Source organism: Flavobacterium branchiophilum NBRC 15030 = ATCC 35035 (genome assembly GCF_002217205.1).
GTDB lineage: Bacteria > Bacteroidota > Bacteroidia > Flavobacteriales > Flavobacteriaceae > Flavobacterium > Flavobacterium branchiophilum.
On the sequence record NZ_MUGT01000164.1, the window covers coordinates 1 to 22,019 of the forward strand.

The 22,019-nt window shown below is 32.3% G+C and carries 19 protein-coding genes; 8 read left to right on the top strand and 11 right to left on the bottom strand.

The genetic code is table 11. The annotated features are described in order from the left end of the window. The first annotated feature begins 275 nt into the window (after positions 1-275). The gene (rimK, locus tag B0A58_RS14695; protein WP_089081668.1) at positions 276-1,649 is read left to right on the top strand and encodes a 30S ribosomal protein S6--L-glutamate ligase; all 1,374 of its coding nucleotides are present in this window, start codon (positions 276-278) and stop codon (positions 1,647-1,649) included. A 32-nt stretch (positions 1,650-1,681) separates the two neighbouring features. Here rimK and yajC read toward each other — a convergent pair whose 3' ends face one another. Beyond that, the gene (gene yajC / locus B0A58_RS14700) at positions 1,682-1,948 is read right to left on the bottom strand and encodes a preprotein translocase subunit YajC (protein WP_089081669.1); all 267 of its coding nucleotides are present in this window, start codon (positions 1,946-1,948) and stop codon (positions 1,682-1,684) included. Positions 1,949-2,002: 54 nt separating this feature from the next. Continuing rightward, positions 2,003-2,914, bottom strand: coding sequence for a transcription antitermination factor NusB (nusB, locus tag B0A58_RS14705; RefSeq protein ID WP_014084355.1), 912 nt, complete (start codon positions 2,912-2,914; stop codon positions 2,003-2,005). A 212-nt stretch (positions 2,915-3,126) separates the two neighbouring features. Between nusB and B0A58_RS14710 the strand changes: the two genes are divergently transcribed. Continuing rightward, positions 3,127-4,887, top strand: coding sequence for an ABC transporter ATP-binding protein (locus B0A58_RS14710; RefSeq protein WP_089081670.1), 1,761 nt, complete (start codon positions 3,127-3,129; stop codon positions 4,885-4,887). 76 nt (positions 4,888-4,963) lie between these two features. Next, positions 4,964-5,332 carry a PUR family DNA/RNA-binding protein gene (locus B0A58_RS14715; protein ID WP_089081671.1) on the top strand — a complete coding sequence of 123 codons (369 nt, stop codon included), beginning with the start codon at positions 4,964-4,966 and terminating at the stop codon, positions 5,330-5,332. A 64-nt stretch (positions 5,333-5,396) separates the two neighbouring features. On the opposite strand, the gene B0A58_RS14720 is transcribed toward B0A58_RS14715, so the two are convergent. Together B0A58_RS14720 and B0A58_RS14725 are read right to left on the bottom strand one after the other, a co-directional pair. Continuing rightward, positions 5,397-5,750: a tRNA-binding protein gene (locus B0A58_RS14720; protein ID WP_089081672.1), complete on the bottom strand. Its 354-nt coding sequence runs from the start codon at positions 5,748-5,750 to the stop codon at positions 5,397-5,399. Between the two features lie 6 nt (positions 5,751-5,756). Beyond that, positions 5,757-6,056, bottom strand: a complete 300-nt coding sequence (locus B0A58_RS14725; RefSeq protein WP_089081673.1) for a c-type cytochrome — start codon at positions 6,054-6,056, stop codon at positions 5,757-5,759. A 293-nt stretch (positions 6,057-6,349) separates the two neighbouring features. Between B0A58_RS14725 and B0A58_RS14730 the strand changes: the two genes are divergently transcribed. Both B0A58_RS14730 and B0A58_RS16685 read left to right on the top strand, forming a co-directional pair. Further along, a complete protein-coding gene (locus B0A58_RS14730) occupies positions 6,350-6,883 on the top strand; it encodes a DUF4136 domain-containing protein (RefSeq protein ID WP_089081674.1) in 534 nt (177 codons plus the stop codon). A gap of 303 nt (positions 6,884-7,186) precedes the next feature. Continuing rightward, positions 7,187-7,876 (top strand): carboxypeptidase-like regulatory domain-containing protein, encoded by a 690-nt coding sequence (locus B0A58_RS16685; RefSeq protein ID WP_207758860.1) that lies wholly within the window; start codon positions 7,187-7,189, stop codon positions 7,874-7,876. On the opposite strand, the gene B0A58_RS14740 is transcribed toward B0A58_RS16685, so the two are convergent. From B0A58_RS14740 to B0A58_RS14755, 4 genes are all read right to left on the bottom strand, one after another. Next, entirely contained in the window at positions 7,877-8,455 is a 579-nt protein-coding gene (locus tag B0A58_RS14740; protein ID WP_089081675.1) for a hypothetical protein, read from the bottom strand. It abuts the gene before it with no gap. A gap of 131 nt (positions 8,456-8,586) precedes the next feature. Continuing rightward, positions 8,587-10,467 carry a molecular chaperone DnaK gene (gene dnaK / locus B0A58_RS14745; RefSeq protein WP_089081676.1) on the bottom strand — a complete coding sequence of 627 codons (1,881 nt, stop codon included), beginning with the start codon at positions 10,465-10,467 and terminating at the stop codon, positions 8,587-8,589. Between the two features lie 239 nt (positions 10,468-10,706). Beyond that, positions 10,707-13,721, bottom strand: coding sequence for a protein translocase subunit SecDF (secDF, locus tag B0A58_RS14750; RefSeq protein WP_089081677.1), 3,015 nt, complete (start codon positions 13,719-13,721; stop codon positions 10,707-10,709). Positions 13,722-13,945: 224 nt separating this feature from the next. Continuing rightward, positions 13,946-14,881 (bottom strand): malate dehydrogenase, encoded by a 936-nt coding sequence (locus B0A58_RS14755; RefSeq protein ID WP_014084345.1) that lies wholly within the window; start codon positions 14,879-14,881, stop codon positions 13,946-13,948. A 400-nt stretch (positions 14,882-15,281) separates the two neighbouring features. On the opposite strand from B0A58_RS14755, the gene porQ reads away from it, so the two are divergent. From porQ to B0A58_RS14770, 3 genes are read left to right on the top strand one after another with little or no spacing between them, the layout of a single operon-like run. After that, positions 15,282-16,304 carry a type IX secretion system protein PorQ gene (gene porQ, locus B0A58_RS14760; RefSeq protein WP_089081678.1) on the top strand — a complete coding sequence of 341 codons (1,023 nt, stop codon included), beginning with the start codon at positions 15,282-15,284 and terminating at the stop codon, positions 16,302-16,304. Between the two features lie 18 nt (positions 16,305-16,322). Then, positions 16,323-17,012, top strand: coding sequence for a (d)CMP kinase (cmk, locus tag B0A58_RS14765; protein WP_089081679.1), 690 nt, complete (start codon positions 16,323-16,325; stop codon positions 17,010-17,012). Positions 17,013-17,072: 60 nt separating this feature from the next. Continuing rightward, positions 17,073-18,398, top strand: coding sequence for a nucleoside permease (locus tag B0A58_RS14770; RefSeq protein WP_089081680.1), 1,326 nt, complete (start codon positions 17,073-17,075; stop codon positions 18,396-18,398). Positions 18,399-18,795: 397 nt separating this feature from the next. Here the strand turns inward: B0A58_RS14770 and trpS are convergent, their stop codons facing one another. The 3 genes from trpS to B0A58_RS14785 are packed head-to-tail and all read right to left on the bottom strand — an operon-like array spanning position 18,796 to position 21,723. Further along, the gene (gene trpS, locus B0A58_RS14775; protein WP_014084341.1) at positions 18,796-19,785 is read right to left on the bottom strand and encodes a tryptophan--tRNA ligase; all 990 of its coding nucleotides are present in this window, start codon (positions 19,783-19,785) and stop codon (positions 18,796-18,798) included. Positions 19,786-19,813: 28 nt separating this feature from the next. Next, the gene (gene dut / locus B0A58_RS14780) at positions 19,814-20,248 is read right to left on the bottom strand and encodes a dUTP diphosphatase (RefSeq protein ID WP_014084340.1); all 435 of its coding nucleotides are present in this window, start codon (positions 20,246-20,248) and stop codon (positions 19,814-19,816) included. Further along, complete coding sequence (locus B0A58_RS14785) at positions 20,245-21,723, bottom strand: lipopolysaccharide biosynthesis protein (RefSeq protein WP_089081685.1); 1,479 nt, start codon at positions 21,721-21,723, stop codon at positions 20,245-20,247. The genes dut and B0A58_RS14785 overlap by 4 nt, the downstream gene beginning before the upstream one ends. Positions 21,724-22,019: the final 296 nt, after the last annotated feature.

Genomic DNA, 22,019 nt, shown 5'->3' on the forward strand with positions numbered 1-22,019 from the left:
ATTGATGTATATTTGGTATCCATACCAAAATAGTCAAATTTCATCATTTGCTTAGCGTTTCTACACTATTGCTTAAAAAGGAACTCGCAATATCGAAAGTTATAAGCTACTTTTAAAATTATATTTTATTCAAAAATGTAGTATTAATTTTTAAAAATAAAAGGGATTTTTAATGAGAATAGCGCACTACTTTAAAAAAAATAAAATAAAATCAAAATAGGATTGATATTGGCAAAAAATTAAATATTTTTGACTTCAAATCAAAATAAGATACTATGTTTCAAGAAAAAGTGATAGTGGGTAGTGAAGAGTGGTGTTCGTTTCCAAATTTAGGAATACCAACAATTAAAGCTCGTGTTGATTCTGGAGCAAAAACATCGGCTTTGCATGCCATCAATATAGCTCCTTTTATTAAAAATGGTGAAAATTGGGTCAAGTTCGACATCAATCCCATTCAAAATAATGTAAAAACCATTATCCATTGCGAATCAAAGCTGATAGATAAACGGGTTGTAAAAAGTTCGAGCGGATTTAGAGAACAACGTTATGTTATTAGTGCCGATTTAGAAATTGGTGGCAAAAATTGGAGTATCGAACTGACGCTAACCAATAGAGACTCTATGGGATTTAGAATGCTTTTAGGTCGAGAAGCCATGAGTGGTAGAATATTAGTTGATCCAGAGCAAAAATATTTATTAGGGCAACCTACATCGGAAAATTTACATTTATATTACAAAAATGCAAACAAAAACATACAAGGTCTTCGCATTGGCTTGTTGGCCAGCAACCCCGAACTGTATAGCAACAAGCGGATTATGGAGGCAGGAACTATTAGAGGACACGAAATGCACTTTTTGAATATCAAAGAATGTTATATGAAACTGGATGCTACAACTCCAGAAATACATTATAGGGGGGGTAGGGTTTTAGACAATTTTGATGCAATAATTCCAAGAATAAGACCTAGTATTACCTTTTATGGATGTGCCTTAACCCGACAATTTGAAGCTTTGAAAGTATATTGTTTAAACTCTGCAGCTGCCATAACCCAATCAAGAGATAAGCTTTTTTCGTTGCAATTGCTACTTAATAATGGGGTAGAAATACCAACAACGGGTTTTGCGAATTCGCCTTTGGATACAGATGATTTGATCAAAATGGTTGGTGGTTCTCCTTTAATTGTCAAATTATTGGAAGGCACACAAGGTAAAGGAGTTGTACTTGCAGAAACCAAAAAAGCAGCCGAAAGTGTTATCAATGCCTTTAAAAGCCTCAATGCCAATATATTAGTTCAAGAATTTATAAAAGAAGCAAATGGCAAAGACATTCGATGTTTTGTTATAGACGGCAAAGTTGTTGCTGCCATACAAAGAGAGGCTTTGCCTGGCGAGTTTAGAGCCAATATTCATTTGGGAGGCACAGCAACTGTAATTAAAATTACTGCTGAAGAGAAAAAAATTGCTATAAAAGCAGCAAAAGCAATGGATTTAAAAGTAGCAGGAGTGGACATTATCCGATCTTCAAAAGGGCCTTTGTTGTTAGAAGTCAATTCCTCTCCTGGATTGGAAGGTATTGAATCTGCTACTAATAAAGATATTGCAGGCGAAATGATTGCTGCAATAGAGCGTAAATTTGAGAAAAATCAATAAAAAAACCTCTATTAAAAGAGGTTTTTTTATATTTATTTTTTTAATGATGCACTCAATTCTAACGAAATTGAGGACCGTTCCATTTTTAATTTTCCCGACATTGTTTCTAATACAATAGTTGTTTCGCCCAATTCTGCAATTTTACCGTGTATGCCACTTTTGGTAACCACTCTATCTCCTAATTTTAGAGATTTTTCAAATTCTTTTTCTGTTTTTATCTTTTTTTGTTGAGGTCTGATCATAAAAAAATAAAAAACCAAGGCCATCAAACCTAATTGGATTATTAAAGGATAATTCATATTATAGTAATTTAATTGTTATTATTATTATTATTAAATGTAAAATATAAATAATTACATCAAACCTCTGCCTATTTTTTGAAGTCTGTCGGTATTTTTCATATCTTTCAAAATATTATCTAAAATACCATTGATAAACACACTACTTTTTGGTGTAGAATATTCTTTGGCTAATTCTAAATATTCGTTTATGGTAACATTGGTAGGAATTGATGGAAATTTTAAAAACTCGCAAATGGCCATTTTCAAAATGATAGTATCCATTTCTGCAATACGTTCAATGTCCCAATTTGGTGTTTTATCGTGGTATTCCTTAGCAAATGTTGCTTCATTTAATACTGTTTTTCTAAATAAATGCTGGGCAAATTCCTTATCATCTTCGTTTTTGTAAATGGTTGGGATTTTAAATTTTGGATCCTCTATGCCTCTTATAGTTGCCAATTGTTTTAAAATAAAGGTATTTACAAGCGGAATATCATCTACCCATGTAAGGGTTTTTTCTTCCAAATAACTGTAAAATTTTTCATTTGGAACAATAATATTTTCAAATAAATTCAGTATAAAATTTCGGTCTTCTTCAAAATTATTTACCCTATTGTACATGTAATTTTGATAAATTTCAGATTTTTTTACATCTTCTAAAAGCATCAAAATAGCATCATTATTCATAGACCAATCATTAATTTTGCGGCCTTCGAGGGCTATACCTAATGGATTATTTTCTTCCAAAAACAACAATATACCATTATTAATAAATTTGTTATTAGGATTTTTTTCATCTTTGGTTGCCAAATGTTTAAGGCTACTTTTGTGAAGAAAAACGGCTTCTGTTTTTTTCAATTCAATTAAAGCAGCCAATATTGTCAAATATAAATCTTTTATACTATCAATACTGTACTTCAAAAACTTTTCTTCTTTTAATAAATCATCAGAACCATTTTGATGCATGGCAAAAATGGTTTGCATCACTTTAATACGGATATGTCGTCTGTTTAGCACTTGATAAGAACATTTAAAAATTAAAACTGCAAAAATAATTTGCGGTGCAAAAATAATACAATTGTTTGAATTTATTGAAACAAAATTGATTTATTTGAAAACTGTCATTTGATTGTACAGATATTGATCACAATCTTGTATCTTTGCTTTTTTAATTTTTTTAAATTAATCACATCCAAATGAAAGAATTACAGTATATCAATAAATACTTTTTTAAATACAAATCAAAATTTTTATTAGGTATTTTCATTACAATTGTTGCCCAATTTTTTTCGCTTTTTACTCCTAAACTAATTAGTAAATCGTTCAAAACTATTGAAGAATATGTTAAAACCAATCCAGAAAATACACAACTTATCCAACAAGAATTGTTACACAACATATTATTAGTCATTGGTACTACAATTATTGCAGGAATACTTACTTTTTTAATGCGTCAGACTTTAGTTGTCATGTCCAGACATATCGAGTTTGATTTAAAAAATGAAGTTTTTTTACAATATGAAAATTTAACGCAAGATTTTTATAAAAAAAATAGAACAGGCGATTTGATGAATCGCATAAGTGAGGATGTAGCCAAAGTACGCATGTATGCTGGGCCCGCTGTGATGTACACCATCAATACCTTTATTAGATTTGCAATTGTTATTACATATATGTTAAATGTTTCTACAAAATTAACCATCTATACCTTACTACCTCTTCCTATTTTATCTTATTTTATATTCAAATTAAGTCAAAAAATTAATAAAAGAAGTAGTATTTTTCAACAATATTTGTCAAAAATTTCTAGTTTTACACAAGAAGTGTTTTCTGGTATTCGGGTAATCAAAGCTTATTCATTAGAAGCACAGTTTCAAGACAATATGAACCAACTTTCAGACGAAAGCAAGCAAAAAAGTTTGGATTTAGCAAAAGTCAATTCCCTTTTTGGTCCCTTAATGATGGCTTTAATAGGTATTAGTAATTTGGTGGTCATCTATTTTGGTGGTCTTATGTACATCAATGGTAGTATCGCCAGCATAGGAACCATTGCAGAATTTATCTTATATGTCAATATGCTCACATGGCCCGTAGCCTCGCTGGGGTGGGTTTCGTCGATGGTGCAAGAAGCCGAAGCATCTCAAAAAAGGATAAACGAATTTTTGAAAATTGTGCCAGAAATACAAAATAATTGTACAGAAAAAACAGACATACATGGCGAAATCGCATTTGAAAACGTTTCATTTACTTATAATGATACACAAATAACAGCGCTAAAAAACATCAGTTTTTCCATCAAAAAAGGGGAAACATTGGCCATTTTAGGCAAAACAGGATCAGGAAAATCTACCATTCTGGGGCTAATCAGTCGCATGTATGATGTAAATTCTGGGCAAATTCTCATTGATGGAAAACCCATTTCTACAATAAATTTATTTGATTTGCGAAATAACATTGGCGTTGTGCCACAAGATGCCTTTTTGTTTAGCGATACAATTGAAAATAATATCAAATTTGGCAACGAAAAGGCAAGCTTTGCGGCAGTAGAAAATGCTGCACAAATGGCAGTTGTGCATCAAAATATCATTGAATTTAATAACGGTTACCAAACCATATTGGGCGAAAGAGGTATTACACTTTCTGGTGGTCAAAAGCAACGAGTGTCTATTGCCCGAGCTTTGATAAAAAATCCCGAAATATTGCTTTTTGACGACTGTTTATCGGCAGTAGATACAGAAACTGAGGAGCAAATATTACATAATTTATTAGAAATTTGCAAAAATAAAACTACAATTATAGTAAGCCATCGGGTGTCGTCTGCTAAAAATGCAGATAAAATTATCATCATCGACGACGGACAAATCATTCAAGAAGGCTCTCATAATCAGTTAGTAAACCAAACAGGGTATTATCAAGATTTATATCTCAAGCAACTTTCTGAAAAAGAAATGTCCTAAATATTTGTTTATTTAGATAAATTTTAGCATTTTTGGGCTTGGTTACATGATATAACAAATTTTGAAAAATAGGAATATGAGAGAAAATGATTTATTAGAAAAAGAAGAAATTTTTTCTAAAGTTTTAAGAGCCGGCAGAAGAACTTATTTTTTTGATGTAAGATCAACAAAAGCAGACGATTATTATATTACAATTACTGAAAGTAAAAAATTTACTGAAGAAGATGGTTCTTTTCATTTTAAAAAACACAAAATATATTTGTATAAAGAAGATTTTAATGCTTTTACAGATATTTTAAACCAAATGACCGCTTTTGTTTGGAATAACAAAGGGGAAGAAGTCATTTCGGAACGGCATCAAAAGGACTATAAAAAAGAATCAAACGACGATTTTGATTACCCAAAAAACAAAAATTTTACTGATGTAGATTTTGATGATATTTAATATATTCAAAATGCTATATTAATTAGTAATATAAAAAACCTCGCTTATAGATAGCGAGGTTTTTTTATCCAATTTTCAAACCGTTTGCAACTTTATAGTCAGGAGCTAACAGTACAATATCGTTTTCTAATCCCACAGAGCCTAATACCAAACACTCACTCATAAATTTTCCAATTTGTTTTTTGGGAAAATTTACTACCGCTACTATTTGACGATGCAATAAGATGTCTTTTTCATACCTTTTTGTAATTTGTGCTGAACTTTTTTTGATTCCAATTTCCGAACCAAAATCAATAGTCAATTGATAGGCTGGTTTTCTGGCTTCAGGAAAATCCTGAACTGCAATGATAGTACCTACTCTTAGGTCGATTTTTTCAAAATCATGCCAGTTGATTGTTGCATCAAAACTACTTTCCATGATTTATTATAATTGAGCGTCAATATATTCTGATATTCTGGCCAATTGTGCATCATCGATTTTAGCCATTTTTTGCATTTTCAACAAAATCGGTTTCCATTCTTGCTTAGTATATTCGCTTGCAGCATACAATTTATGACATTTGGCACAATGATTTTCATACAATGATTTTCCTTCTGCCAAAGCCGGAGTCAATACCATAGCTTTTTCTGAAGGGTTTGCACTTGCGGAACTTGTTGTACTTTTTGAACTGTTACAGGATACCAATACAATTGATAAACCTAAAATTAAAATCCCTTTTTTCATCCTAATTTTTTTTGATTAATACATTATTTTATGGGCTAATGTAGTCAATTTTTTTTATTTATCATTTAAAAAAAATAAAGTTCTACTAAATAATATCTTAAAAAAAATCAATCTTTTTATTTTAATAAGTAATATATTATGTTACAACATAAAATGTTAAAATTAATAAAGATGAACCTATTTTTTATACATTTGGCATAACATTTGAGAATAATTTATAGATATGATAATAATTTTATAAATATAAAACAATTATTAACTCAACATTATTATAAACCTAAATATAATTTCTTATGAAAACAATTAAAATACTTACTTTTGTTTTAATTTTAGCACTTAGTTCTTGCAACACAGTTAGGGTCAATACTGATTATGATAAAAAAGTTGACTTTTCAAAATTTAAAACATTTGCTTTTTATAAAGCAGGAATTGATAAAGTTGAAATTTCTGATTTAGATAAGAAAAGAATTTTGCATGCCATTGAAAATCAAATGATTGCAAAAGGATTTACCCTAAGCGAAACGCCCGATTTGTTGGTAAACATCAATACTAAGGCAGAAAAAAACATCAATATAAATCAGTTTAATGCTGGATTTGGATACGGTTGGGGTATGGGTTGGAATCCATATTTTGGCACTTCCAATATGGTTTCAACATCTACACAAGGCATTTTAACAATTGATTTGATAGATGCTTCCAAAAAAGAATTGATTTGGCAAGGAGAAGGAACAGGCAATTTAACTCAAAACGTGGACAAAAAAGACGAAAATATAAAAGGTTTTGTTACCAAAATATTAGAACAATATCCTCCAATTATCAAAAATTAATCATGAATAAAGGCTATCAATTCATTTAGATAGCCTTTATTTTTGAATATAATTGAAAGTACTGTATTATGTATTTAAAAAAAATAATTTAGTTATTATTATTTTAGATATATATTATTGTACTTTATTTATTTTACAAATCATTCTATATTGTAAAAATTACTAATGGCTTTTGTGCTTCTACTTTTCTTTTTTTTCGTATATCTTTTTTTTAAAATTAGCAAATGTTAAAATAAACATTACCAACCTTTTTGAACAAAAAGTACTCTTTATATATAAAAGGCAAACTTAAAAAAATTAGATATGAAAAATACGATGCTTCAAATATCGATACCGCAACCTTGCCACGAAGATTGGCAAGCGATGACACCTGCTACAAAAGGGCGTTTTTGTGATAAGTGTATGAAAAATGTGGTAGATTTTACCACAAAAAACGACCGTGAGATTTTGGAAGCCTATACAAAAGATGCCAAACTTTGTGGTCGATTTAGAAACGACCAATTGGATAGAAACATCGTTGTTGTGGAAAAAAAATCGACTGTTTGGTTGGCAACTACAAGTGCAATTATGACGCTTGTGGGGGTTGAAAGTAGTGAGGTTTTGGCTCAAGAAAAACCAAAAACCGAACAACATGAAAATTTTATGCTAAGCAAAATGATAGCTCCTGTGAAGCCACAAACTAAAGTGATAAAAGGGGTTGTGAGCGATAATGTTGGTCCAATTCCAGGAGCAAATGTGGTGATAAAAGGTACCAAAACCAGTACCCAAACGGATATGGATGGTAAATTTAGTATAGAAGCCAAAGAAAATGACGTGATAGTGGTTTCGTTTTTAGGGCTTACTACAATTGAGCAAAAAGTTGATGAAAATAATTTTTACAAAATTGAATTAAAACAATCTGAAAATCACGTAACATTGGGAGTAGTGATTGTCTGCAAAAAACGTACTTTTTTTGGCAGGATTTTTCACTCCATTGGCAATTGGTTTCGTTAGTTATTTTTTGTTACTACTTACAAATGAGCTAGTTACCGCATTGTATTTCAAAATATTGACTTGCTTTGTCGTTTTTTGAGTAATTGTTCCATCGGGATTTAATATACATTCAAAACCTTCTTTGCGGCTGCGGGTTTGTGTTTCTGAAGCATTTTTATTTTGGTCTAAAAAAACTTTTTCTATAATGATGTTAGTTAATTGTATGTTACTAAAAACAATTTTACTAGTATTTTCTTCTAAAATATAAAAATATTTCAAGGTTTTATCTTCTGATTTTAAATTGGTTTTCGTTGTTGATTTTTCAGCCCAAGTAAGTAAATATAATTTGGTTCCGTTTGCATTAAATGGTGTGATAGCTGCATCTATGGGTAGAATAGCATCCATTTTTTTTATAAAAATGGTATCATTTACCGATTTATTTAAAATAAAAAAATACAAATTATCTTTGATTATTGCTGCTTTTGCGGGATCTGCTTTTGCAATAAGATTTAGTGTAGGTTTTGGAATTTGTTTTTTCTTTTGTGAAAATGAATGTAAGGCACAAAACAAAACGAGGTAAACAATACTAAAATATTTCATATTTTTTTAAATGGTTTTTAGAGAAGCAAGGTACAAAAAAATAAGTTACTTAGTGATTTTAATATAAAAAAAACCGAGTTAGTAATAACTCGGTTTTTATAGTATGATTGTCAATATAATCAAAGAAAATATTATTTTACTTCTTCAAAATCAACATCTTCTACGTTATCTCCTTGGTTTTCTGCTTGTGGTTGAGCAGCTTGAGCTTGTTCACCTTGAGCATACATCGCTTCAGTAGCTTTTTTCCAAGCTGCATTGATGTTGTCTAAAGCAGTTTGAATTGCAGCAACGTCTTGTGATTGGTGAGCCATTCTCAATTCAGTTAAAGCATATTCTACAGCTACTTTGTTATCGTCAGATATTTTATCTCCTAATTCTTTCAATTGGCTTTCAGTTTGGAAGATCATACTGTCAGCTTCATTCAATTTTTCAGCTTTTTCTCTAGCAGATTTATCAGCATCGGCATTGGCTTCTGCATCTCTTTTCATTCTTTCGATTTCTTCGGCAGTCAATCCAGAGGAAGCTTCGATACGAATATCATGAGATTTTCCAGTTCCTTTGTCGGTTGCAGAAACTTTGATAATACCATTTGCATCAATATCAAAAGTAACTTCGATTTGAGGAACTCCTCTTGGTGCTGGTGGAATACCGTCTAAATGGAATCTACCAATGGTTTTGTTATCGGCAGCCATAGTTCTTTCTCCTTGCAAAACATGGATTTCAACAGATGGTTGAGAATCAGCAGCAGTAGAGAACACTTGTGATTTTTTAGTTGGGATTGTGGTGTTAGACTCAATTAATTTTGTAAAAACCCCACCCATAGTTTCGATACCTAATGAAAGCGGTGTTACGTCTAATAACAATACATCTTTTACATCTCCAGATAAAACGCCACCTTGAATAGCTGCACCAATAGCAACAACTTCATCAGGATTTACTCCTTTTGATGCTTTTTTACCAAAGAATTTTTCTACTTCATCAGCAATTCTTGGCATACGTGTAGAACCACCAACAAGGATTACTTCGTCGATATCTGAAGTTGATAAACCTGCATCTTTCAAAGCTTTAGCTACTGGTTCCATAGAACGTTTTACTAAAGTATCAGACAATTGTTCAAATTTAGCTCTTGTTAATTTTTTAACTAAGTGTTTTGGTCCAGATGCTGTAGCTGTTACATAAGGTAAGTTGATTTCTGTTTCGGCTGAAGAAGACAATTCAATTTTTGCTTTTTCTGCTGCTTCTTTAATACGTTGCAACGACATTGGGTCTTGACGTAAATCTACACCTTCTTCGGCTTTAAATTCGTCTGCCAACCAGTCAATGATTGTTTGGTCAAAGTCATCTCCACCTAAGTGTGTATCTCCGTTTGTAGATAATACTTCAAAAACTCCGTCTCCTAATTCCAAGATAGAAATATCAAAAGTACCACCACCTAAATCGTACACTGCAATTTTTTGGTCTTTTCCTTTTTTGTCTAATCCATAAGCCAAAGCTGCTGCAGTTGGCTCATTGATGATTCTCATAACTTTTAAACCAGCAATTTCACCTGCTTCTTTTGTAGCCTGACGTTGTGCATCGTTAAAATATGCTGGAACAGTAATAACTGCTTCAGTAACTGTTTGACCTAAATAGTCTTCAGCTGTTTTTTTCATTTTTTGAAGTGTCATAGCTGACAATTCTTGTGCAGTATATAAACGTCCGTCAATATCTACACGTGGAGTATTGTTGTCGCCTTTTACTACTGAATATGGAACTCTAGAAGCTTCGCCTGTAGTTTCAGAGAAAGATTGTCCCATAAAACGTTTGATAGAAGCAATTGTTTTAGTAGGATTGGTTACCGCTTGTCTTTTTGCAGGATCACCTACTTTAATTTCGCCACCTTCTACAAATGCAATGATAGATGGAGTTGTTCTTTTTCCTTCTGCGTTTGGAATTACAACGGCTTCATTACCTTCCATTACAGAAACGCATGAATTAGTTGTACCTAAATCGATTCCGATTATTTTACCCATTTTTGTTATATTTAATTTAATGATATATTCGATTAAAAACTCAATGTCCGAAATGCAATCTTTGTGCCAAATAGTTTTTTTATTATAATTGTCATATTTTCTATTTAATGACCATTATTTTTGTGTCATTTTGTCATCATAATAAGTATCTATGCTGACAAAGTTTGCTAGTGTGACTTGGCCTGACATAAAAAAAGCCCAACTTTTGTTGGGCTTAAAGAGTATAATTTGGAATTTAATTATTCAGCATCATTGTGTTGGTGTTCTATAATATCTTTATCTGCAGCAGATATAGTGTCCACTAATACTGGAGTTGCAATAAATAAAGAAGAGTATGTTCCAACTACAATACCAATTAACATTGCAAAAATAAATCCTCGGATAGATTCTCCGCCAAATATAAACATGATTAATAATACTAAAATCATGGTAAGCGAAGTATTGATTGTTCGAGACATGGTAGTATTAATAGACTCGTTTACAATTTGTTCAAATGTTCCTTTTGTTTTTCCTGCTAAATATTCTCTAACTCTATCAAAAACAATTACAGTATCATTCATAGAATAGCCAATAACTGTTAAAATAGCAGCAATAAAATGTTGGTCTATTTCCATTCCAAATGGCATGTATTTCCATAATAAAGAATAAATTCCTAATACAAATATCACATCATGTGCCACAGCAGCAATGGCACCAAGGCTGTACTGCCATTTTCTAAAGCTTACCATCAAATACAAACATACTATTAACATGGCACCAATAACTGCCCAATAAGCATTCGTTTTAATATCATCAGCAACGCTAGGACCTACTTTTGAAGACTGTAAAATACCTAATGTTTTACCGTCATAAGCATTAACAAATTTTTCATAAGTCATGCCGTTTGAATAATATTTTTTCAATCCTTCATAAAGTTTTCTATTGATTTCTGCATCAACTTCAGCTCCATTTTCTTTAACTCTATAGTTGGTAGTCAATTTCAATTGAGAGCTATTTCCAAATGTTTTGGCTTCAATATTTGTAAAAACACTAGTCAAATCGGCTTTTACTTTTTCTGCCTCTACTGCTTTATCAAATCTTACTTGGTAAGTTCTTCCACCAACAAAATCAACACCTTGATTGAAACCGTTCATAAAAATAGAAACCAAACTTACAACTACAACTAATGAAGAAAAAGCATAGAATCCTTTTTTCATTTTCAAGAAATTGATATTGATATTGGTAAACCAATTTTTTGAAAAACCAGTTACAAATGTCAATACATTGCCACGTTTTACACTCCAATCTAATAAAATTCTAGTAATAAATATTGAGGTAAACAACGATGTAAATATACCAATTAACAAGGTTGTTGCAAATCCTTTAATTGGTCCAGATCCAAAAATATACAAAACTAAACCTGTTAATACGTGGGTTACATTCGCATCAATTATAGATCGCATAGCTCCTTTCCAACCAAATGAAGTTACAATTGCATCGGCTAATGATTGTCCTCTTCGCAATTCTTCTTTGGCTCTTTCATATATAATAATGTTGGCGTCCACTGCAGTTCCCATGGTTAAAACGATACCTGCAATACCTGGTAAGGTTAGTACAGCACCCAAGCTAGATAATACACCAAACAAGAATAATAAATTTACGGCCAAAGCAATGTTTGCATAAAAACCTGATTTTCCGTAATAAATCATCATCCACAAGGACACTAATAACAATCCAAATATTGAGGAATAAGTTCCATTGTCTATAGCTTCCTGACCTAAAGAAGGCCCCACTACGTCTGATTGTACAATATCTGCTGCTGCTGGTAATTTACCCGCTCTTAATACATTTGCTAAATCTTTAGATTCTGTTAAAGTGAAATTACCTGTAATTTCAGAATTTCCACCTGCAATAGGACCACTAGTTACACCAGGGGCAGAATAGACTACATTGTCTAATGCAATGGCAATGTTACCTTGTGTGGTATAAGCTTTGCCTGTTAATTCTTCCCAAATTTTGGCTCCTTTGCTATTCATTTGCATCGATACGGCTGGTTTACCTAATTGATCAAATGTATCTTTTGCATCTACAACCACACCGCCACTCATTGGTGGCAAGTTTTCTCTATTGCCTTTTAAAGCATATAACTCTACAACTTGTACTTTTGCAGCATCCTTAACTTTTAATGGATCTACTATTTGTTGGTCTTTCACATGTATTTCTGTTGGTTTTCCCCAACAAAATTTAGCATATCTTTGTTCACCAATTAATAAGTTTTTGATTTCATTTCTTTTAAAATACCCTCCAACTGTTGCAGTGTCTTTTGGATTAAAATATCCTAAAACGGGTCCACCAGGACTATAAGCCACAAATTTACTTAAAATGGGGCCATTATCTTTCGCTGCTTTGGTGCTGTCTTTTTTCTCATCTACCAAAAGTGCTGTTAAATCTTTTTTCTTGTCATTAGCTGTTTTTGGTATATTATTAGCCACTGGTGCTGCTTTTTCTGTAGCTTTCAATGCTTCGTTGGCAGCCATCAAAAAATTACCCATATCTGCAACTTTATACGTTTCCCAAAACTCAAGTTGGGCTGTACTTTGCAATAATTTAGACACACGTTCGGCATCTTTTACTCCTGGTAATTCTACTAAAATACGACCAGATTCACCTAAACGTTGGATGTTTGGCTGGGTTACCCCAAATTTATCAATACGTTTTCTCAAAACTTCAAATGCAGATATAATGGATTCGTCCACTTTTTTCTTAATTACTTTTTGAGCTTGAGCATTTGTCATTTTAAAATTAATCTCTTCTCCTAGATTTTTGTTTGCAAAAATATCTGGCGATGATAATTGTGTTTTTCCAGCAGCTTCTCTTTCAAAAACTCTAAAAAATACATCTAAATAATCTTCATTTCCTTGTCTTTCTGCAGTTGCATCGGCAAGGGCCTTGTTAAAAACAGGGTCTTTTGAATTGTTTGCCAATCCTTTTAGAATATCTTTTACAGATATTTCGAGGATAACATTCATTCCGCCTTCCAAATCAAGACCTTTGTTGATTTGTTTGTCTCTTACTTCATTAAATGTAAAATAGTTTAAGAAGACTTTTTGTTTTCCAATAGAATCTAAATAGTTAAATTCTTTTTTAGAATCACCTTTTGCAAATGCTTTTGCATCAGATTTTACTTTATTTGAAACAAACGTGAAAGAAAGTTGGTAAATACTTACCAATGCAAATAGAATTGCGAAAAATTTAATAAGTCCTTTATTTTGCATTACTAAAAAATTAATTAATTTTTGTTTTTGATTAATATCCTCTAAAAAAAATTTAAACGCTTTTTTATTGGTATATTTTGGATGTAAATATAGAGATAAAATTCGTTTAATGATTTTTTAAACGTGCAAATATATAATTAACGTTATGATATACCAATTTATTTTGAAATAAAAATAAAAAAAAAGACTGCACTTGGCAGTCTTTCATGTTTTTTATAGCCATTTTAGCTTAAAATATCTTTTAAAGCCTCGTTCATAGACCTTACAGCATCGGCACTTTTGCTAAATAATGCTTTTTCGTTGTCGTTGAGTTGTATATCAACAATTTCTTCTACACCATTTTGACCAATAATACAAGGTACACCAATGCAAATATCATTTTGTCCATATTCTCCTTCTACAAACACTGAACAGGCTATCATTTTTCGTTGGTTGTTCAAAATACTATCTACTAAATAAGCAACAGATGCTCCTGGAGCATACCAAGCAGATGTTCCCAATAATCCTGTTAAAGTTGCACCTCCCACCATGGTATCTGCAGCTACTTTTGCTAAGGTTTCTTCTGATAAAAATTCTGAAACTGGAATACCGTTATAAGAAGCTAATCGTGTAAGTGGAATCATTGTGGTATCGCCATGTCCTCCAATTACCATAGCCGAAATATCGTTGGCGGGTTTGTCTAATGCTAATGATAAATAAGTTCTAAACCTTGAACTGTCTAGGGCACCACCCATACCAATGATTCTGTTTTTTGGTAGTCCAGTCGATTTTAAAGCCAAATAAGTCATAGTATCCATTGGGTTAGAGACTATTACAATGATGGCCTCTGGAGAATGGGCCAATACATTTTCTACAACTGTTTTTACGATTCCTGCATTAATACCAATAAGCTCTTCACGTGTCATGCCTGGTTTTCTTGGTATTCCAGACGTAACTACTACTACCTGACTGCCCGCTGTTTTGGCATAATCGTTGGTTACTCCGCTTACCCGGGTATTAAAACCCGTATTGGTAGCACATTGCATGATATCTAATGCTTTACCCTCGGCAAATCCTTCTTTAATATCTAATAATACTACTTCACTTGCAATTCCTCTATACGAAATTACGTCTGCACAGGTAGCCCCAACGTTACCTGCTCCTACAATTGTTACTTTCATTATAATTTGATTTTTTGTTTAAGTTATGTTTTAAAATAAAAAATTGGTTCTCTTCAAATTTAATTATTTTGCTCCAAATATAAGGTTATTTTTTTTAAAATACAATTTTTTATTCCTTTTTTTATGATCATTTCAAAAAAAATATTCTTTTAATCTAAGCCTTTATATATGGCCATCATCAAATTACTATAATTATAGTTATTTTTAATACAGTAACAAAATTAAGGATATAAAAAAAAGAATTTGATAATTATTATTATTATTTATTACTTTTTATAATAAATTTTAAGTATTATATTATTTAAAATGTTGTTTATAAATTGATGTTCTTTTTTATTTGATTTCAAAAATATAATTTTATCTTTGAAAAGCCGTTATAAGCATTTATTTCAACCCAATAATGAAAAAATTTCTTATTTATAATTTGCTTTTTTTTACATCCTCTTTTGTTTTTGGACAAGTGGGTGGGCGGTCTGTTTATCAATTTCTTAGTTTAGTAAATTCGCCTCGTCAAGCTGCATTAGGTGGCAAAGTGGTTACTTTTTTTGACGACGATGTCAATCAGGCCCAATTTAATCCTGCTACAATCAATGAAGCAATGGACAATAAATTAGCAGTTAATTATGGAAGTTATTTTGGTCAAGTAAATTATGGGACTGCCGCCTATGCTTATACTATTGACAGGCATGTTCAAACATTTTTTGTAGGAGCCAATTTTGTTAATTATGGCAATTTTGATGGCTATAATGAAATTGGCCAAAAAACCAATAATTTTTCGGGTAGCGAGGGGGCTTTGTCATTTGGATATGCTTATAACTTTCCGTTTTCTAATATATATATAGGTGCAAATGCTAAATTGATAACCTCTGGATTGGAAAACTACAGTTCGTTTGGCGGGGCAGTCGATTTAGGATTTTTATTTATCGACGAAAAAAATGATGTCAATTGGGCTTTATCTATCCGAAATTTAGGCACTCAATTTACAACTTATGCAGGGGTTTATGAAAAATTGCCTACCGAAATCATGATTGGTATTTCTCAAGAAGTTGAAAATGTACCCTTACGATGGCATTTGACCCTTGAAAATTTACAACAATGGAATATTGCTTTTTCTAATCCCAATAGGGCCATTGGATCGTTGGATGGCAGCAGCACACCCGAAAGAGTTTCGTTTTTAAACAATGCTTTGCGACATGTCATTATAGGAGCAGAATTGTTTCCACAAAAAGGAATTAATTTAAGATTAGGATATAATTTTAGAAGGGCCGAAGAACTAAGAATTATAGATCAAAGAAATTTTTCGGGAATTTCATTGGGGTTTGGCCTAAAAATTAATAATTTAAAATTCAATTATTCCTATTCAAGATATACGCTTGCTGCCAATACCAGTTTGTTTGGAATAACCATAAACTTTAATGAATAAGTAAATTTACGTGATAAAATGAACAAAATAATCATAGCCATTGATGGGTTTTCTTCTACAGGAAAAAGTACAATAGCTAAACAATTGGCTCAAAAATTAGGTTACGTTTATGTAGATACTGGGGCCATGTATCGGGCAGTTGCCTTGTTTGCATTAGAACAAGGAATCATTTCCAACGAATTTTTTGATATTCCATTATTAATAACACATTTACCAGCTATAAAATTGCGATTTGTTTGGAATGAAACCCTTGGTTTTGGTGAAATTTATTTGAATGATCAAAACGTAGAAACAGCCATTCGTACATTGAAAGTGTCAAGTTATGTAAGTAAAGTAGCGGAAATATCGGAAGTTAGGAGTAAATTAGTTGAACAACAACAAGCCATGGGACAGCAAAAAGGTATTGTAATGGACGGACGAGACATTGGTACGGTGGTGTTTCCAATGGCCGAACTCAAAATTTTTATGACTGCTAGTGCCATCACAAGAGCCCAAAGGAGGTATGACGAATTGATAGCAAAAGGCGAAGATGTTACTTTTGAAGCAATATTGGATAATGTTGAACAACGTGATTATATAGACACACATCGGGAAGATTCGCCATTGATTCAAGCAAAAGATGCCATTTTGATAGACAATTCCACATTAACAAAAGAGCAACAATTTGATATTATTTTTGATTTGGCAAAAAAAAAGACTAAAATGTGATATTTTTTTGTTTTTCTCAATATAAATAGTAGTTTTACAATCTATTTTAACGAAAAAATTATGGGAATTAAAAACAGATTAATAGTCATGAGCTTTTTACAGTTTTTTGTTTGGGGCGCTTGGCTGATTACCATTGGAACCTATTGTTTTAATGCAAAAGGTTGGACAGGAAACCAATTTGGTGCTATTTTTTCTACATTAGGCTTGTCTTCCTTATTTATGCCAGCAATTACAGGAATTATTGCAGATAAATGGATTAATGCCGAGAAATTGTACGGTGTTTTACATATATTGTATGGTTTAATCATGTTATATGTACCGCAGGTAAATAATCCAGAAACTTTGTATTACGTTATTTTTGGTGCCATGATTTGTTACATGCCCACGATTTCACTTTCAAATTCTATAGCCTATCATATCTTAAAAAACAACCATTTTGATGTGGTTAAGGTGTTTCCGCCCATTAGAGTTTGGGGAACCATTGGATTTATTTTGGCTATGTGGTTTACCAATATTTTTAGTTCAGAAAATCCACCTTTGTTTATTCATGATTTTGGGTTGTCTGTAGGCAAAGCCATAGCTGGCCAGTTTGGAAGTTTGATTTATGCCAATCAATTTTATTTTGCTGCTTTTTTTGCTATTTTTTTGGGTATTTATGCCTTTACGTTGCCTGGATGCCCTCCACAAAAACTCATTTCAAAAAATGCTACTTTTATGGAGCAATTGGGGCTTCATGCGTTTACATTATTTACGAATTATAAAATGGCTTTATTTTTGATATTTTCAATGTTTTTGGGAGCTGCTTTGCAATTGACAAATATGTATGGCGATACTTTTTTGAATGATTTTAAAAATATACCTGCTTATAAAGATTCTTTTGTTGTAAATTCTTCAACAATGATCATGTCTATTTCACAAATATCCGAAACGTTATTTATTTTAGCGATTCCTTTTTTTCTAAAAAGATTTGGAATCAAGCAGGTTATGCTTTTTTCGATGGTTGCTTGGGTGTTGCGGTTTGGACTATTTGCTTATGGCAATCCTTTAGACGGGCTTTGGATGATTATCCTATCCAATATTGTATATGGAATGGCATTTGATTTTTTCAATATATCGGGTTCCCTTTTTGTAGAAACTACTACTGATTCTAATATTAGATCGAGTGCTCAAGGTTTATTTATGATGATGACAAATGGTGTGGGGGCTTTTTTAGGCAGTAAAATCAGTGGTCAGGTTATAGATGCTTTTTTTACTAAGGGTACTGAAAAAGATTGGCATCAAATTTGGTTTTCGTTTGCCATTTATGCTTTGATCATTGCCATATTGTTTGCCTTGTTTTTTAAGCACAAGCATCAAAGTCAGGATGCATTGGTGGTTCAACATTAGACTATAATACCAAACACTCATATAAAATAGCCCAATCTGCTAGCTCTTTTTCTCCAAATATTTCACAAAAAAATAATTACGTAGCCCAGCTATGAAATGATTTTTTTATAAAATCTTGAAAAAAAATAGCATAGCATTTTTAGACTATTTTATATAAGTGTTTGGTATGATTTCTTGAAATGCCTTGTTAGGGTATTACATATTTTTAATAAAAAACACCATTAATTCTTGTTTGAATTATGGTGTTTTTTTGTCTGCTGTTGTTTGAAACCCAAGACTGCGTTAGGGATTGCAGTGGAAATCCTTTTTTGTTTTTTTCAAACAAAAAAGATTGTAACGAAAAGCCCGACCCCTTGTGGGTAACGCCCAAATTGATTGCACTTTTGATTTGATATTTTTAGCTGTTTAGGTTTTCAAAACCCAACTTGGTTCGTACTTTTTGCAACACGGAAAGGGCTACTTTTTGGGCTTTTTGGGCTCCAATTTGTAATACATGGTCTATTTCGTTGAGATTAGACATATAATAATTATATAGTTGACGTTGGGTTTTGAATTGTTCGATGATCAAATCATACAACGCTTGTTTGGCATGACCGTATCCAAAATCTTGATGAAGGTTTTGGTATTTTAACAACATATCGTTGATTTGCGATTCGTTGGCCAACAATTTATAAATGGCAAAAATTTTGCAAGTTTGCGGGTCTTTGGGAGCTTCGAGCGGGGTGCTGTCTGTTTCGATGCTCATGATTTGTTTTCGGAGGGCTTTGTCGTTTAGAAAAATATTGATGATATTGCCTCTGGACTTGCTCATTTTATGACCGTCTGTTCCGGGAATATACATGGTTTCTTCTTGAATTTTTGATTCAGGTATTACAAAAGTTTCCCCCATCAAGTGGTTGAATCTTGAGGCTACATCTCGAGTAATTTCGAGGTGTTGCAATTGGTCTTTGCCCACAGGAACAATGTTGGCATCGTATAAAAGGATGTCTGCGGCCATGAGCATTGGATAGGAAAATAAACCCGCATTGACATCGTCTAATCTATCTGCTTTGTCTTTGAAAGAGTGTGCCAATCTTAATCGTTGAAACGGAAAAAAGCAGCTCAAGTACCAAGATAATTCGGCGGTTTGAGGCACATCAGACTGTCTGTAAAAAACCACTTTATTTACATCTAAACCACAGGCCAACCAAGCGGCTGCAGTGCTATAAGTATTAGCCCTAAGGGTATTGCCATCTTTGATTTGAGTTACAGAATGTAGGTCGGCTATAAATAAAAACGATTCGTTTTCGGGTTGGTTAGATAGGGCAATGGCAGGCATTATGGCACCTAATAAATTTCCTAAATGTGGTGTTCCTGTGCTTTGAACACCTGTAAGTATTTTTGACATTTTAAAGTCTTTTGGTAAATTAATAATATTATTGAACTCCTGTACTACCAAAACCTCCAGTACCTCTATCGGTTTGATCGAGTGTATCTACTACATTCCAAGTGGCCCGTTCGTGTGAGGCAATAACCATTTGAGCAATGCGGTCGCCATTGTTTATTTCAAAATTTTCTGATGATAAATTGATTAAAATGACACCAATTTCTCCTCTATAATCGGCATCTATAGTGCCTGGAGCATTCAAAACGGTAATGCCATTTTTGGCTGCTAAACCACTTCGAGGCCGAATTTGAGCCTCGTAGCCTTGAGGTAAGGCAATGAAAAGTCCTGTTTTTACGATTACTCTTTCTAAGGGTTTTAGTAAAATAGTTGCTGTGGTATGGGCTCTCAAATCCATTCCTGCAGAAAAAGCAGTTTCGTAATGAGGCAATTCGTTTGATGATTGGTTGATAATAGCTATGTTCATGTGATGTTGTTATTTTTTTTTCGATTGAGCAGGCTTAAAAGGGTGTTTTTTTCATTGACATAAATGAAAATAAGAAAAATAAAAATAAGGGGTATTCCTACAAAATAATTGGCTCTAAAAACATAAAATGACAGGATAGAAAATACAATAGAAACTGCCAAATAGCCATATATTTTTTGGGATTCGTAAGGAATAGGGTAGTATTTATTGCCATAATAATAGGATATAAACATCATAGATCCGTAAGCTGCAATGGTAGCAACTGCAGCGCCGTAATATCCGATTTTTGGAATTAACAAATAATTGAGAATCAACGTAATAACAGCTCCAGCAATGGAAATATAAGCTCCAAAGTGGGTTTGATTGGTTAGCTTGTACCAAACCGAAAGATTGGTATAGATGCCTAAAAAAAAGTTTGCCAAAATAATAAGCGGCACTACATCCATGGCTTCCCAATAAGAGGCATCTCGAATCATGAAAATTTTAAGTAAATCAGCAAAAACAATGACGGTCAGTTGAATTAAAGATCCAAAAATGACAAAATATTTGGTAATTGTAGCATAGGTTTTTTGAGGATTATCTGAATTGGCATGGCTAAAAAAGAAAGGTTCTATGCCAAGAGTGTAAGCCGTTCTGTACAGTACCATAAACAAGCCAATTTTGTAACAAGCGGCATACATACCCACTTGAACTTCGGAACTATTTTTGGGCAACATGTGTTCTAAAATAATTTTATCCAAATGTTCATTGATAGCAAATGCGATACCTGCAATTAGTATGGGCAGCCCGTATTGCATCATTTTGAGCCATAAACGGACATCAAAATGCCATTTTAGGGTAAAATAATGTGGGGACAATATGATAAATGTAGCTAAACTAGCCACTACATTGGCCATAAAAATATATCCAATTTGAAAATTTTCAAGATATACTGTATTCCAAAAGCCCTCTGGATCGGCTGCGGCCAACCGGGGTAAGTAAATTAACAAAAAAATATTTAACCCCATGTTTATCAATACGTTACCAATTTTGATTAGGGCATATACAATAGGTTTTTGTGTGGCCCGAAGCTTAGAAAAAGGAATAATAACTAAGGCATCTAACACCAATATCCAAATGGAATAGGTGATGTATTGTACCTCTTTGTCTATAAAATTGGCAATTGATTTTCTAAAAACCAATCCTAAAAGTAAAAATAAAAGCGAGGTCCAAAAAATACTTATGGTACTGGTGGCAATGACATTTTTTTTGTCGGTTTCGGTATTGTAAAACCGAAAAAAAGCCGTTTCCATGCCATAAGAAAGGATAACATTTAAAAAAACCAAATATGCAAACAAAACCGTAACTTGTCCGTATTCGCCACGAGGCAACTGTGTAGTATAAAGCGGAACCAAGATAAAACTAAACATTCTGGGCAACACCGTAGCAAGCCCATAAATCATGGTTTGTTTGAAAAGATTTTTAAATAAGCTCAAAATACATTTTTTTAAATAATCGACAAAAATAATCATTTTTTTGAATGTATCCTTTTTTTATTCAAACAATACCAAAATGGAAGTTGGTTAGTTTCAATTGTAAATTTGGTATATTGCAACATTTTTTTTAATAACGTATATATTTGCTTACTTATGGATGATATAAGCTGTTATTTTTATTTAAAATTATAAATATTATTACATTATATCTAACGATTGTATTATTAAAATTTATTGCAAGGGTAGGGGAGTCTTTGTTTTTTGAAAATGATTAGCATGTAAGGCAATTATACTTA

Coding starts and splice junctions, on each gene's coding strand:
- rimK (WP_089081668.1), top strand. CDS start 276: ATGTTTCAAGAAAAAGTGATAGTGGGTAGTGAAGAGTGGTGTTCGTTT.
- yajC (WP_089081669.1), bottom strand. CDS start 1,948: ATGAATTATCCTTTAATAATCCAATTAGGTTTGATGGCCTTGGTTTTT.
- nusB (WP_014084355.1), bottom strand. CDS start 2,914: ATGCAAACCATTTTTGCCATGCATCAAAATGGTTCTGATGATTTATTA.
- B0A58_RS14710 (WP_089081670.1), top strand. CDS start 3,127: ATGAAAGAATTACAGTATATCAATAAATACTTTTTTAAATACAAATCA.
- B0A58_RS14715 (WP_089081671.1), top strand. CDS start 4,964: ATGAGAGAAAATGATTTATTAGAAAAAGAAGAAATTTTTTCTAAAGTT.
- B0A58_RS14720 (WP_089081672.1), bottom strand. CDS start 5,750: ATGGAAAGTAGTTTTGATGCAACAATCAACTGGCATGATTTTGAAAAA.
- B0A58_RS14725 (WP_089081673.1), bottom strand. CDS start 6,056: ATGAAAAAAGGGATTTTAATTTTAGGTTTATCAATTGTATTGGTATCC.
- B0A58_RS14730 (WP_089081674.1), top strand. CDS start 6,350: ATGAAAACAATTAAAATACTTACTTTTGTTTTAATTTTAGCACTTAGT.
- B0A58_RS16685 (WP_207758860.1), top strand. CDS start 7,187: ATGAAAAATACGATGCTTCAAATATCGATACCGCAACCTTGCCACGAA.
- B0A58_RS14740 (WP_089081675.1), bottom strand. CDS start 8,455: ATGAAATATTTTAGTATTGTTTACCTCGTTTTGTTTTGTGCCTTACAT.
- dnaK (WP_089081676.1), bottom strand. CDS start 10,467: ATGGGTAAAATAATCGGAATCGATTTAGGTACAACTAATTCATGCGTT.
- secDF (WP_089081677.1), bottom strand. CDS start 13,721: ATGCAAAATAAAGGACTTATTAAATTTTTCGCAATTCTATTTGCATTG.
- B0A58_RS14755 (WP_014084345.1), bottom strand. CDS start 14,881: ATGAAAGTAACAATTGTAGGAGCAGGTAACGTTGGGGCTACCTGTGCA.
- porQ (WP_089081678.1), top strand. CDS start 15,282: ATGAAAAAATTTCTTATTTATAATTTGCTTTTTTTTACATCCTCTTTT.
- cmk (WP_089081679.1), top strand. CDS start 16,323: ATGAACAAAATAATCATAGCCATTGATGGGTTTTCTTCTACAGGAAAA.
- B0A58_RS14770 (WP_089081680.1), top strand. CDS start 17,073: ATGGGAATTAAAAACAGATTAATAGTCATGAGCTTTTTACAGTTTTTT.
- trpS (WP_014084341.1), bottom strand. CDS start 19,785: ATGTCAAAAATACTTACAGGTGTTCAAAGCACAGGAACACCACATTTA.
- dut (WP_014084340.1), bottom strand. CDS start 20,248: ATGAACATAGCTATTATCAACCAATCATCAAACGAATTGCCTCATTAC.